The following is a 12,948-nucleotide window of genomic DNA, read 5'->3' as shown; positions in this document are numbered from 1 at the left end:
ATCATACCGAGGCCCGGCCGGAACCTATCCAAAGGGAACCGTGGGATCGCCGCTCGAAACACCTGTCATTTGAAACCTTTGCCCCCTATATTGGGGGTGCCGGTTCGCCGGCTATGGAAATAAACGGTCGTCGCAATAAACCATTCGGACCCGGGGGCGGTACCCGGCGCCTCCACCAAAGCCCACCAGCGGGCTCACCCAGAGCGGGTTTTGGCGGGGGCGAAATAGGATCGACGAGGGCGTAAAGGGCGTGCTTTTTCCCGGTATTGTTCCGCCGTTATCGGGCTACTGCAATAGTTGCCAACGACAACTTTGCTCCGGTTGCTCAGGCTGCGTAACGCAGTTTGAAAGACCATCTTAAAGTCCTAACGGGTTAAGCTCCGTTAGGCGGGGTTCGGAGGCACCTGGCAACAGAAGCCTCCACTTACCTCTTATTTTTATTTCCTTCCCGGCGGGGACTCCTGCTGACCCGTCAGGCGCGGTACTATTGCGGCTTGGCGAGTCGGGCCGGCAGGGCCCAACTCCTGGAATGCAACAGGACCACCATGGCGACCGATCATATCCGATACGATGTGCTGGCCCGCGACGCGCTGCGCGGCGTGCTGCGGAAGGTGCTGACCGATGCCGCGTCCCATGGACTGCCGGGCGAGCACCATTTCTTCATCACCTTCGTGTCGAAGGCCGAGGGCGTGAAGCTGTCGTCGCGGCTCCTGGCGCAATACCCGGAAGAGATGACGATCATCCTCCAGCACCAGTTCTGGGATCTGACCGTGCTCGAGGACCGTTTCGAGGTCGGCCTGTCCTTCGGCGGCATTCCGGAGCGGCTGATCGTGCCGTTCAGCGCGATCAAGAGCTTCCTCGATCCGTCCGTGAAGTTCGGCCTCCAGTTCGACACCTCCGATGTCGCCGAGGTCTCATCCGAGACATTGCCGGCCGCTCCCGCGCCGTCGGCCGTCGCAGTGCCCGCGCCTGCCAGTGAGCCGGCCGAAAGTGCCGAGGAGCCGACCGCCCCGAACCAGGGCGGCGCCGAGGTGGTGCGGCTCGATCGTTTCCGCAAGAAATGATCTAGGTTGGGCGCGAAACGGTCGCGCCCGGCCAAACTGCCGATATAGAAGAGCACATGAAGAGGCTGCACGGCATTCCGTGCCGCAGAATGGATGTGCTCATGGCCAAGACTGCTCGCTCGAAGACTGCTCGCTCGAAGACTGCCCGCCCCGCCAGCCGCACCGAGACCGACAGTTTCGGTCCCATCGAGGTCCCCGCCGATCGCTATTGGGGGGCGCAGACCGAACGCTCGCGCCAGAATTTCCGCATCGGCATCGACCGCATGCCGATCGAGCTCGTGCATGCGCTCGGCATCGTCAAGCTCGCCGCCGCACAATCCAACCTCGCGCTCGGCCTGCTCGACCAGCGCCGGGCCAACGCCATCATCCGCGCCGCGCGCGAGGTGATCGAGGGCAAGCTGGACGATCATTTCCCGCTTGTCGTGTGGCAGACCGGCTCGGGCACGCAGAGCAACATGAATCTCAACGAGGTCATCGCCAACCGCGCCAATGAGCTGCTCGGTGGCGAGCTCGGCGCCAAGAAGCCGGTGCATCCCAACGATCACGTCAACATGAGCCAGTCGTCGAACGACTCGTTCCCGACCGCGATGCACATCGCGGCCGCAAGCCGCATCAATGCCGATCTCGTCCCTGCCCTCGGCGAGCTGCTGCGCGCGCTCCGCAAGAAGGAGAAGGAGTTCGCAAAAATCGTCAAGATCGGGCGGACACACACCCAGGACGCCACGCCGCTGACGCTCGGCCAGGAATTTTCCGGCTACGCCGCGCAGGTCGAAAGCGGCATCGCCCGCCTCAAGGTCGCGGTGAAGGACCTCTATCCGCTGGCCCAGGGCGGCACCGCCGTCGGCACCGGCCTCAACTCCAAGCCGCGCTTCGCAAGACTGTTCGCAAAGCACGTTACTGGGATTACGAAGCTGCCCTTCACCAGCGCCGCCAACAAATTCGAGGCGCTGGCCTCGAACGACGCCTATGTGCTGGCGCACGGCGCCATCAATTCCGTCGCGACAGGCCTGTTCAAGATCGCCAACGACATCCGCCTGCTCGGATCGGGCCCGCGCTCGGGCCTCGGCGAGCTGATCCTGCCGGAGAACGAGCCGGGCTCCTCGATCATGCCCGGCAAGGTCAACCCGACGCAGTGCGAGGCGATGACGATGGTGTGCTGCCAGGTGTTCGGCAATCACACTGCGATCACAGTCGCCGGCAGCCAGGGCCATTTCGAGCTCAACGTCTACAAGCCCGTGCTCGCCTACAACATGCTGCACTCGATCCGGCTGATGGCGGACGCCGCGCGCTCCTTCACTGAACATTGCGTCAGCGGCATCCGCGCCGACGAAAAGCGCATCAGGGAGCTGATGCAGCGCTCGCTGATGCTGGTGACCGCGCTCGCCCCGAAGATCGGCTATGACAACGCCGCCAAGGTGGCGAAGACCGCGCATGCCAACGGCACCACGCTGAAGGAGGAGGCGCTGCGGCTCGGCTTCGTCTCGGCCGACGAGTTCGACCGGCTGGTGCAGCCGGAGAAAATGACGCGGCCTGGATGAATTCCGAATTCCGATAGTCATCCGTAATGATACGGTGCCCTGGGGCTCATAAATATAAGGCCTAAGGGCCGGGATTTGATTACCGTCAATGTTGTGGCGAGGCGGCGTGCTACGCAGGCCTCTCTGCCCTTTGACGGGGCTAATTCATCGTTTGATGGCCCGAGGGGCCAATTGACGAGGACGAGCGAATGGCGATCAAGTCTCATAGGGCGCAACACGGCACCCAGTTTCTGAATGTTTCATCCTGCCAGAAGAGGAGCGGATGATGGAGACGCGGCATGGGGAACGTCATCAACCTGAATCGTTTCAGGAAGCGCGCCGAGCGGGAAGCCACGGCGAAGCAGGCGGACGTCAACCGGGCGAAGTTCGGCCGCACGAAGGCGGAGCGGTCGGCGGAGGAGACACGCGCGGACCAGGCGAAGGCGCATCTGGACCAGCATCAGATCGATCGCGAGGATCAGTCATGAAGTCGCCCGTGGTGAAACGGTCGATCGTGGTCGCCGGCCACAAGACCAGCGTCAGCCTGGAAGAGGCGTTCTGGAACGGCATGAAGGAGATCTCGGGCCTGCGCAACATGACGCTGTCCGAGCTGGTCGGCGAGATCGACGGCAACCGCCAGCAGGGCAATCTGTCCTCGGCGATCCGCCTGTTCGTCCTCGACTACTTCAAGAGCCGCGCCATGGCCGCCATCCAGCCGGAAAAGGTCCCGGCCCAGTAGCCGTTGGGCGTCCCCCAACGGCGCCTCACGGTTCTGCACTTTAAAATCACTCTAAGGTGCAGTTTCAGCCGACCCGCGCGCTTGACCTCACTGCCCTGCGTTGAAAATACAGGGCATGACCGACACCAATGACACGCGTTCGCGGATGCCGCTGGGCCTGGCCCAGCGCGGCTATATCGGCATCATCCAACACCTTTCCGCCGGGGATGCGGGCTCCGCGCTCTCGGACATCGAGCTCGAGAGCCGGCTGATCGAGCTCGGCTTCGTCGAGGGCGCCCGGGTCGAGGTCCTGCACGAGGGCCTGGTCGGGCGCGACCCGATCGCCGTCCGTGTCGACAACATCACGATTGCGGTCCGCCGTCGTGAAGCCATGGCCATCATTGTCGCCTAGATAGCGACCGGAAATCTGATCCCATGGAAGCTCCTCTGCTGCATCTCGCCCTGGTGGGCACGCCGAACAGCGGCAAGACGTCGCTGTTCAACGCGCTGACCGGCAGCCGACAGAAGGTCGCGAACTATCCCGGCGTCACCGTCGAGCGCAAGGAAGGCTTCTTCGTCACGCCCCTGGGACGCCAGGTCTCGGTGGTCGACCTGCCCGGCACCTACTCGCTGCGCGGCCGCAGCCCGGACGAGGAGATCACTCGTGACTTCGTGCTCGGCAAGGCGTCCGGCGAAACCGTGCCCGACCTCGTGCTGTGCGTGGCCGACTCGACCAATCTGCGCCTGACCATCCGCCTGCTGCTGGAGCTGAAGCGCACCGGCCGGCCGATGATCCTCGTGCTCAACATGTTCGACATCGCGAGCCGCCGCGGCATCACCGTCGACGTGGAGCGGCTCGCCAAGGAGCTCGGCGTGCCCGTGGTCACCTCGATCGCGGTGCGCAAGAGCGGCACGGCCGACCTGTTGGCGCTGACGGACGAGATCTCGGCGAAACTCGCCGCGGAGCCGCGGGAGAACAGCTGGAGCGCGCTCAGCGTCGCCGAGCTGCGCGCCACCCAGCGCGAGGCCGACCGCATCATCGCCGACTGCGTCAGCCTGCCTGCTAGACCCGACACCTGGACCGCGCGGATCGATGCGGTCGTGCTGCATCCGGTCGGCGGCCTGATCGTGCTCGCTCTCATCCTGTTCGTGATGTTCCAGGCGGTGTTCGCCTGGGCACAGCCGCTGATGGACCTGCTCAACAACGGCTTCGACGCGCTCGGCGAATTCGTGCACGCCACCCTGCCCGCCGGCCTGCTGCAGAGCTTCCTTCAGAACGGCGTGATATCTGGCGTCGGCAGCGTCATCGTGTTCCTGCCGCAGATCATCATCATCTTCCTGTTCATCCTGCTGCTGGAAGACTTCGGCTACATGGCGCGCGCCGCGTTCCTGATGGACCGCATCATGGGCGGCGCCGGCCTGCACGGCCGCGCCTTCATTCCGCTGCTGTCGAGCTTTGCCTGCGCCATTCCCGGCATCATGGCGACGCGCGTGATCGACAACAAGCGCGACCGGCTGACCACGATCCTGATCGCGCCGCTGATGACCTGCTCGGCGCGCATTCCCGTCTACACGCTGATCATCTCTGCCTTCATTCCGGCCAGGGACGTCTGGGGCTTCATCAACCTCCAGGGCCTCGTGATGTTCGGCCTCTACGCCGCCGGCATCACAAGCGCGCTGGTCGTCTCGTTCCTGATCAAGTTCTTCATGCTGCGCGACTATGCGCCGGCGCCGTTCATGCTGGAGCTGCCGGACTACAAGATGCCGCGGCTGAAATCGATCGCGATCGGCGTCTACACGCGGGCGAAAATGTTCCTGCATCGCGCCGGCACCACGATCTTCTCGATGATGGTGCTGATCTGGTTTCTGGCCTCGTTCCCGCAGCCGCCCGCGGGCGCCACCGAACCCGCGATCGACTTCAGCCTCGCCGCGATCATCGGCAAGGCGCTCGAGCCGCTGCTGGCCCCCGTCGGCTTCAACTGGCAGATCGCGGTCGCGCTGATCCCGGGCATGGCGGCGCGCGAGGTCGCGGTCGCAGCCCTCGGCACCGTCTATGCGATCGAAGGCGGCAAGGAAGCGGCCGAGCAGATCGGCCAGGTGCTGGCGACGAAATGGTCGCTCGCCACCGCGCTGTCGATGCTGGCCTGGTACATCTTCGCCCCGCAATGCGCATCCACGCTCGCGGTGATCCGGCGCGAGACCGGCAGCTGGACCTGGATGGCCGTGACCTTCTTCTACATGCTGGTGCTGGCTTATGCCGCGAGCCTTCTGACCTACAACGTCGCGGTCGCGCTCGGCGCGGGGTAGCGCCCTCTCCAAACTAAAATTGCGAAAACAACCCCATGCACAGTAGACGGGGATTGTCGGGCTCGTGATCGGTGACGTCAGTGAAGTCGTTGATGCATCCGAGGAAACAGACGTAACCCGGATGGAGCGCAGCGAAGTCCGGGAAAGCGCATCTGATGCGAGGATTCCCGGATTGCGCTACGCTCCATCCGGGCTACGGCGTGCCGGTTGCGCCGTCGGGCAAAACAGGAGCAGATGGCATCCTCCCGGGATTCCCACCTCGACTGCGCCACCATACGACTGGACGCGTTCGGTCCGAACCAAAATCAACAAATCAAATGGAGGCGACGCAAGGCCTCCTCCGGTGCCTCATCATTACTGGCAAACATAACCGCAGGAATTGATGCCGGACATCCGCGCGTTTGCTTTCGCTCCCCATGAAAAAGGCCCCGGTCGATGCCGGGGCCTGAGTTCACTGGGAGGACTTTGGATCAATAGCGCGCCGCGCCGTAACCGCCGAAGCGATAGTTCACGCGAACCGTGACCATGTCGATATCCTGGGTGACACCGCTGCCGGTGAGGGTGAACCCACCGGGTGTGACCACGCCTGCGAAGGAGGTGTTGTCACGCCCCATCCAGAGGTGGTCGTATTCGACACCGACCGTCCAGTTCGGGCTGAAGCCATACTCCCAGCCAACACCCAGGGCACCGCCCCAGCGCGTGTGACCTGCCGAGGCGAGGCCGACGCCTGTGACGTTGTTGAAGATGTCAAAGCGATTGCGCGTCACGGCGGCGCCGCCCTTCACGTAGAGCAGTGAGGCGTTCCATGCCCAACCGAGCTGAGCCGTGAACAGCCCGATCGCATCGGTCTTGCCCGTGGTCGAGATAAACGGATCGATCACGCTGACGCGTGTGTTCTTGATCTCGGCCCAATCACCCTGAGCTTCCAGGCCGAGCACGAACTGATTGGTCTGCCAGCGATACCCGATCTGTCCACCGACGAGGCCTCCGGAGCGATCGGCGCAACCACTTGCGACGTTGCCTGCGGGCGTTATCAAATCGACGCAACCGTGGCTCTGCCCCCAGCCTCCGTTGGCGCCGATGTAAAATCCGGTCCAGTTGTAAACCGCCACCACCGGTGCCGGCGGCGGCGCCTTGACGGCCATATCGGCCGCCATGGCCGGAGCCGCCATGCTCAGCGCAGCGAAGCCGATCGCCGCGATCGAAAGCTTTTTCTTCATCGTTTCGTCCCCTTTGCTCAAATTTCTTTCGTCAGAAGCGAGCCCTAATGCAGGCTGGCGTGCATAAAGCTTGCGAACATCCTGAAGTTTACGCGCGAGGGGATTTTGGGCTCGTATCAAAATGGCAACACCCAAGCGCCATCGCTGTGCACAGAAGAGTGCTTAGTCAGTCTTTGAAGTGCCGTGCGCTCCAGCACCGTCCTGTTCGTCAGCAAGCCACGCGCCGATGCCGGAGGATGGGATCACCCGCTTCGGCAGGTGCGGGTTGATCGTGCCTGCAAAGACGGAAAGTCCCTCATCGCGCTTGGCGCGCGCAAACAGCTTGGCTTCATGTTCAGTCGCGAAGGTCTTCGTCTCGCGCGGACTTCGTTGTCTCGGCAGAACGCCTCGCCGTTGCACTTCGAAGGTGACGTACCAGGTCGGACTCATTGCGCACACCAACATGTCACCAGTCCCTAGAGTCGCCTTATGGTGCGGCTGTCATCCGCCTGTTTGATTCAGATCAAGCAGCGACTTGACTGCGAACGCTTGACGCGCCGGGCTGCGAACTGAGGATCGGTTGACCCGTCGGGCAACACAGGAGCACGATGGCATCGTCGGCTTCAGTGACATCCGGCTCGCGACCTTCTCCGTCCTGCGAGTGGCGGTGCGGTACCGTCTTCGGGCTGGATCGGCGTCGTGATCAGGGCCGACCGCCACCCCATCAGCAGGGAACCCGGCGCCGATCTGAGAGTTCGTTCCAAGGCCGTTCGGCTTAACCGGGCGCGAGCCCTGGGACTCGCGCAGGGGCGGTGGCGCCCTTCTCTCGAAGCGTCAAAGGGGATCAATGAGCAGTCCATCCAGCACTGTTACGGACAGTGCGCCCCGAGAGCTGTCCAGAATATCGACCGGCAGCGCCGGGCTGGACGACATCCTGGGTGGCGGCTTCGACGCCAACCGGATGTATCTCTACGAGGGGCAGCCCGGCACGGGCAAGACCACCATCGCGCTTCAGTTCCTGCTGAGGGGGGTGCGGGACGGAGAGCGCGTGCTCTATATTTCGCTGTCCGAAACCAAGCGCGAGCTGGACGTCGTGGCGCAGCGGCACGGCTGGACGCTGGACGGCATCGACATCTTCGAACTGGTTCCGCCGGAGACGACGCTCGATCCGGAGCGCGAGCTCACGGTGTTTCATCCCGCCGAAATGGAGCTGAGCGAGACGACCGGCCTGATCTTCAGGGAAGTCGAGCGGGTCAATCCCAACCGCGTCGTGCTCGACAGCCTGTCCGAACTGCGCCTGCTTGCCCAGAACCCGCTTCGTTACAGGCGCCAGGTGCTGGCCCTGAAACATTTTTTCACCAACCGCAATTGCACAGTGGTCCTGCTCGACGATCTTTCGTCATCTCAGGACGATTTGCAGCTCCATTCCATTGCGCACGGCGTGGTGATGCTCGAACAGGTCGCGATCGATTACGGCGCCGAGCGGCGCCGGCTCCGCGTGATCAAGATGCGCGGCATCCGGTTTCGCGGCGGGTTTCACGATTTCACGATCGAGCGAGGCGGCCTGCAGATATTCCCCCGCCTGGTGGCGGCCGAACATCACAAGACCTTCGTCGGCGACTTCACCCCGAGCGGCAACGCCGAGCTCGACCAGCTCCTGGGAGGCGGCCTCGAGCGCGGCACCAATGCGCTGCTCATCGGCGCCGCCGGCGTGGGCAAATCATCGGTTGCGCTCACCTACGCGATCGCGGCGGCCGAACGTGGCGAGCACGCGGTGTTCTTCGCGTTCGATGAAGGCCGCGGCACGGTCGAAGCGCGCGCCCGGACACTTGGCCTGCACCTGCAAGAACACGTCGATTCGGGGCTTGTCCGGTTTCAGCAGATCGATCCCGCCGAGCTGTCGCCGGGTGAGTTCGCCGCAAACGTGCGAAAGAGCGTCGAGGCCGACAATGCCCGTCTCGTCATCATCGACAGTCTGAACGGCTATCTGGCCGCGATGCCCGACGAGCGATTTCTCATCCTGCAGATGCACGAACTCTTGAGCTACCTGGGGCAGCAGGGTGTGCTGACCATCCTGGTCCTCGCCCAGCATGGCCTCGTCGGTCCGATGGATACGCCTCTCGACATCAGCTATCTCAGCGATTCCGTGGTCATGCTGCGCTATTTCGAGGTCGGCGGAACGGTGCGGCGCGCTCTGTCTGTCGTCAAGAAGCGCAGCGGCCGACACGAGCATACCATCCGGGAATTTCGGCTTAGCAGCGCCGGCATCACGCTCGGCCCGCCCCTGAGGGAGTTCAGCGGCATCTTTTCCGGCAATCCGCATTATACCGGGGCACCTAAGCCCGAAGGGTCGGTTGAATGAGCGTTGAGCGAGATCACCATGTTCTCGTCTTTGCTCCGATCGGGCGCGACGGACTTGCCTCCGCCGAGCTGTTCCGGAGTTCGCACCTGGAAGCGACCAGCTGCCGCAGTCTGCCCGAACTCGTCAGCGAGATGGCAGCCGGCGTCGGCGCCGTTTTCGTTGCCGAGGAAGCTCTGTTCGGGAAAGACACCTCGCCGCTGGCACAATGGATCGAGAGCCAACCGCCCTGGTCCGACCTGCCCTTCGTCGTCCTGACCAGCCATCGCGAGCAGCCGGCCGTCCTTGCCTGGCGCCGCAGCATTGTCGCGCTTCTCCGTAACGTCTCGCTGCTCGAGCGGCCGGTTCAGCCAATGACGCTGACCAGCGCCGTTCAATCGGCACTGCGCGCGCGGCGGCGCCAATACGAAATCCGGGCTCTGTTCGCGGCGCGCGAACAGGCGGCTCAGGAGCTCGAGACGCTGGTGGTCGAGCGCACGCGGGCCCTTGCGGAAGCCGTCGAGCAATTGCGCGTCGAGATGGACGAGCGTGCCCGGGTCGAGGAGACGCTTCGGCAAGCCCAGAAGATCGAAGCCATCGGACAGCTGACCGGCGGGGTGGCGCACGACTTCAACAATCTGCTGATGGTGATCTCCGGCGGCCTCGACATGCTCGACCGCCAGACCGATCCGGACCGTCGCCGCCGGCTCATGGACGGGATGGTCCAGGCCGCCCAGCGCGGGGCCAGCCTGACCAGGCAGCTTCTCGCGTTCTCCCGCCGGCAGACGCTCCGGCCGGAGCCCGTCGACGTCGCCTCGCAGATGGGCGGCATGCGCGAACTGCTCGATCGAAGCCTGAGAGGCGACGTCCATGTCGAGTTCGATTTTCCGGACACGCTCTGGCCGGTGGAGGTCGATCCCGGCGAGCTCGAACTCGTGATCCTCAACCTCGCCGTCAACGCCCGCGACGCCATGCCCAATGGCGGCACGATTCTCGTGCGCGGGGAAAATCTGCCCGATCTGAATGACGAGCAGATCGCCGGAGACTATGTGCGCCTGTCCGTCGTCGATACCGGTGTCGGCATGAGTCCGGAGATCCTGTCACGCGTTTTCGAACCATTCTTCACGACCAAGGAGGTCGGAAAGGGCTCGGGGCTCGGGCTCGCCCAGGTCCATGGATTCGCGACGCAGTCGCGGGGGACGGTCCGCATTCGATCGGAAGTCGGCCGAGGCTCCAGCATCGAACTCTATTTGCCGCGATCGCTCAGCACTCCTTCCAGGGAGCGACACCTGATCGATCTCAACATGGTGCGGCCGAAGAAGAGCAATCATGGCCGCATCCTTCTGGTCGAAGACGATGACGAGGTTGCCGCGCTGGTGAGCGAGATGCTGGGCCAGCTCGGTTACGAGGTCACGCACGCGGCGAGTGGCGCGGCCGCGCTCGGTGCCCTGGCCGACGGCCGCGCCGTCGACCTCGTCTTTTCCGATGTCATGATGCCCGGTGGCATGAATGGGGTCGAGCTGGCGCGGGAGATCAAGAGAAGGCGAAGCGACATACCCGTGCTTCTGACCAGCGGATACTCCGAAGCCGCAGTTCACGACGCCGAATTGGCGGGTCTGCAGATTCTGCCGAAACCCTACCATATCGACGAGCTGGCCGCGGCGCTCAGCGCGGCAAAGGCAGAACCCGGGCGCGACATGGAGTCCAAGCGGTCCAGCCGCTGCTGACGCGTGCGGTGTCGCATCGCGAAAGCGATCGACGACCGGCCGCCAAAGCGGCTATCAGTCTCCATGGACCGCTTCAGCACCGACAGATTGACCGCCGAGAGGCTTCGCGAAGACCACCTCGACGACCTCGTCACGCTGCATCTCGATGCCGAGGTGTCCCGCTATCTCGGCGGCGTGCGTGCACCCGAGGTCACCAAGACCTATCTCGCGACCAACATGGCGCATTGGGACCAGCACGGTTTTGGGCTGTGGGTGCTGCGAACGAAGGACGGCGCCTTCGCCGGGCGAGCGGGCATCCGGCACATCCTCGTGGACGAAATCGACGAGATCGAGATTGCCTACGCATTCAAGCGCGAGTTCTGGGGCCGCGGATTTGCGAGCGAGGTCGCAATCGCGCTGACGGACATTGGGCTGTCGCACCACGAACTGCCGTCTCTCATCGGCCTTGTCTATGTCAGCAACGGCGCATCCCGCCGCGTGCTGGAGAAGGCCAATTACATCCTCGAGAAGAGTACGACGCGTCATGGCAATGATGTCGTGATTTACCGCGCTCGGCGGTGAGATGCGTCTCGCAGGATGGGTAGAGCGAAGCGAAACCCATCCTTGCTTCCGGGCGCGTTGAAGCGTGATGGGTTTCGCTGTGCTCTCCCCGTCCTACGGGCTATCGCAAAGCCGCTTTAGGCTCCGCCGGTGCGGAGCCGGACAACCGACTGCGGCAACGAAGCGAGAAACAGCACAACGCACACACACAGCAGGACGATGTCCTTGAACAGGAACTCGCCGGCCAGATTCCACGCCATCGGATCGGTTGACAGGCTCCATGTGACGACGCCCGGCGTCGTGAAGAAGAACGACCACGTGATCGCGAAGGTCATCATGCCCATGAACGAACCCAGCGCCGACAAGACCGGACTGAAGCTGCCGGCCACGAGCAGCGCCGCGATCACGAATTCGGCGACACCGAGAACATAGGCCTCTCCCCTCAGGCCGAATACCGACAGCCAGGAGATGAACGGGCTGTGGCTGATGAACTGGGCGATACCCTGTGCGGATTGCAGTGTGAATTTCTGCATTCCAAACGATACGAATATGACCACCATGACCCAGCGCAGAATGGCGAGCGGACGATAAGAGCCTCCACCATTCTCCGCGACGTTGAATCCCATCATGCGACGATTTCTCCCCGGATTGCGCATCCATCTATTGGCGAACGAAGCGTCCGCTACGGGCTATTCGGAGGGGAGCGTCCGTCGTTACATCCGCGGCGGGGTTCCACGATCACAGCTGCGTGCAATGCGCGTGTCCGCGCCACGGTCGAGACTCGCGCATTTCGGATCGACAGGCTCTAGCCGTCGCCGCAATTGCGATGACAGTGCATTCAATTGATGCGCACGGGGTCCCCGGCTTCGAGTTAAGTGCACTGTCACCGGCTACCCGGGTGCCGGGCCGACAAGGCCTGACCGGCAGGTAAGGCCCGCAGATGACGAAAGCAGACAAGGCGGTTTATGCGGCCGTTGAGTTTTCTAGTCCTCGCGGCGAGCGAGAACTCTGTCAGCAGATCCGCACATTCACGGACAAATCAGTACGGGAGTTTTCGCCTGTGCCAGCACCTTGTTTGTCACGCTACCGATGAGAAGCATGGAGAGTCCGCTGCGGCCATGGGATGACATCACGATGAGATCGCAACCTTTATTCTCGGCTGCTGCGATGATGGCTTGATGGGGTTGCCCGTTCTCCACTTGAATCGGTTCGCAGGAAACGCCGGCCTCCTTGGCCGCATTTGCCGCGCGATCCAACGCGCTCGTGGCCTGTTCCTTGCGCAGCTCGGCATATGTTGCGACTGCTTCACGGAACCGCCCTGTCATTTCTGAAAACGGCTCCACAACGAAGATTAGAGATACCTTGGCTCCAAGGGATTTCGCCAGCGCCAACCCATGCGCCACGCCGTGCTCCGCTAGCTCCGACCCATCTGTCGGAATGAGAATATGCCGGTACATGCTTCACCTCCCGCCTGTCTGGACGTATCGCTGCCTTCCGAATGTAAGCTGGGCCCGCGTTTCGGATACGGTCTTGAGATA

13 protein-coding genes and 1 other RNA gene are annotated in these 12,948 nt (G+C 63.2%); 10 read left to right on the top strand and 4 right to left on the bottom strand.

Features of this window, described 5'->3' with window-relative positions:
• Window positions 1–59: 59 nt before the first annotated feature.
• The 7 genes from ssrA to feoB all read left to right on the top strand — a co-directional run bounded on the left by ssrA (window position 60) and on the right by feoB (window position 5,606).
• Window positions 60–425, top strand: a transfer-messenger RNA (tmRNA) gene (gene ssrA / locus ACVJ5M_RS12775).
• 120 nt (window positions 426–545) lie between these two features.
• Window positions 546–1,064: an SspB family protein gene (locus tag ACVJ5M_RS12770; RefSeq protein ID WP_063981612.1), complete on the top strand. Its 519-nt coding sequence runs from the start codon at window positions 546–548 to the stop codon at window positions 1,062–1,064.
• A gap of 89 nt (window positions 1,065–1,153) precedes the next feature.
• Window positions 1,154–2,602, top strand: coding sequence for a class II fumarate hydratase (gene fumC / locus ACVJ5M_RS12765; RefSeq protein WP_028156440.1), 1,449 nt, complete (start codon window positions 1,154–1,156; stop codon window positions 2,600–2,602).
• A gap of 278 nt (window positions 2,603–2,880) precedes the next feature.
• Window positions 2,881–3,069 carry a DUF4169 family protein gene (locus ACVJ5M_RS12760; protein WP_063981611.1) on the top strand — a complete coding sequence of 63 codons (189 nt, stop codon included), beginning with the start codon at window positions 2,881–2,883 and terminating at the stop codon, window positions 3,067–3,069.
• Complete coding sequence (locus ACVJ5M_RS12755) at window positions 3,066–3,320, top strand: ribbon-helix-helix domain-containing protein (protein ID WP_014493044.1); 255 nt, start codon at window positions 3,066–3,068, stop codon at window positions 3,318–3,320. The genes ACVJ5M_RS12760 and ACVJ5M_RS12755 overlap by 4 nt, the downstream gene beginning before the upstream one ends.
• Before the next feature lie 115 nt (window positions 3,321–3,435).
• Complete coding sequence (locus ACVJ5M_RS12750) at window positions 3,436–3,711, top strand: FeoA family protein (protein WP_063981610.1); 276 nt, start codon at window positions 3,436–3,438, stop codon at window positions 3,709–3,711.
• A gap of 23 nt (window positions 3,712–3,734) precedes the next feature.
• Entirely contained in the window at window positions 3,735–5,606 is a 1,872-nt protein-coding gene (feoB, locus tag ACVJ5M_RS12745; protein ID WP_063981609.1) for a ferrous iron transporter B, read from the top strand.
• A gap of 470 nt (window positions 5,607–6,076) precedes the next feature.
• On the opposite strand, the gene ACVJ5M_RS12740 is transcribed toward feoB, so the two are convergent.
• Together ACVJ5M_RS12740 and ACVJ5M_RS12735 are read right to left on the bottom strand one after the other, a co-directional pair.
• The gene (locus ACVJ5M_RS12740) at window positions 6,077–6,826 is read right to left on the bottom strand and encodes an outer membrane protein (protein WP_063981608.1); all 750 of its coding nucleotides are present in this window, start codon (window positions 6,824–6,826) and stop codon (window positions 6,077–6,079) included.
• 162 nt (window positions 6,827–6,988) lie between these two features.
• A complete protein-coding gene (locus tag ACVJ5M_RS12735) occupies window positions 6,989–7,255 on the bottom strand; it encodes a hypothetical protein (protein WP_063981607.1) in 267 nt (88 codons plus the stop codon).
• 397 nt (window positions 7,256–7,652) lie between these two features.
• On the opposite strand from ACVJ5M_RS12735, the gene ACVJ5M_RS12730 reads away from it, so the two are divergent.
• From ACVJ5M_RS12730 to ACVJ5M_RS12720, 3 genes are all read left to right on the top strand, one after another.
• Window positions 7,653–9,167: an ATPase domain-containing protein gene (locus tag ACVJ5M_RS12730; protein ID WP_063981606.1), complete on the top strand. Its 1,515-nt coding sequence runs from the start codon at window positions 7,653–7,655 to the stop codon at window positions 9,165–9,167.
• On the top strand, window positions 9,164–10,870 hold the full coding sequence (locus ACVJ5M_RS12725; protein ID WP_063981605.1) for an ATP-binding protein: 1,707 nt from the start codon (window positions 9,164–9,166) through the stop codon (window positions 10,868–10,870). Before ACVJ5M_RS12730 ends, ACVJ5M_RS12725 begins: the two co-directional genes overlap by 4 nt.
• 63 nt (window positions 10,871–10,933) lie before the next feature.
• Window positions 10,934–11,431 carry a GNAT family N-acetyltransferase gene (locus ACVJ5M_RS12720; RefSeq protein ID WP_283017496.1) on the top strand — a complete coding sequence of 166 codons (498 nt, stop codon included), beginning with the start codon at window positions 10,934–10,936 and terminating at the stop codon, window positions 11,429–11,431.
• Between the two features lie 116 nt (window positions 11,432–11,547).
• Here the strand turns inward: ACVJ5M_RS12720 and ACVJ5M_RS12715 are convergent, their stop codons facing one another.
• Entirely contained in the window at window positions 11,548–12,039 is a 492-nt protein-coding gene (locus tag ACVJ5M_RS12715) for a YkgB family protein (protein ID WP_084794996.1), read from the bottom strand.
• Window positions 12,040–12,438: 399 nt separating this feature from the next.
• The gene (locus ACVJ5M_RS12710) at window positions 12,439–12,867 is read right to left on the bottom strand and encodes a universal stress protein (protein WP_063981602.1); all 429 of its coding nucleotides are present in this window, start codon (window positions 12,865–12,867) and stop codon (window positions 12,439–12,441) included.
• Window positions 12,868–12,948: the final 81 nt, after the last annotated feature.

The organism is Bradyrhizobium sp. S3.7.6 (assembly GCF_054061875.1).
This window is presented reverse-complemented; position numbering and strand designations above follow the sequence as displayed.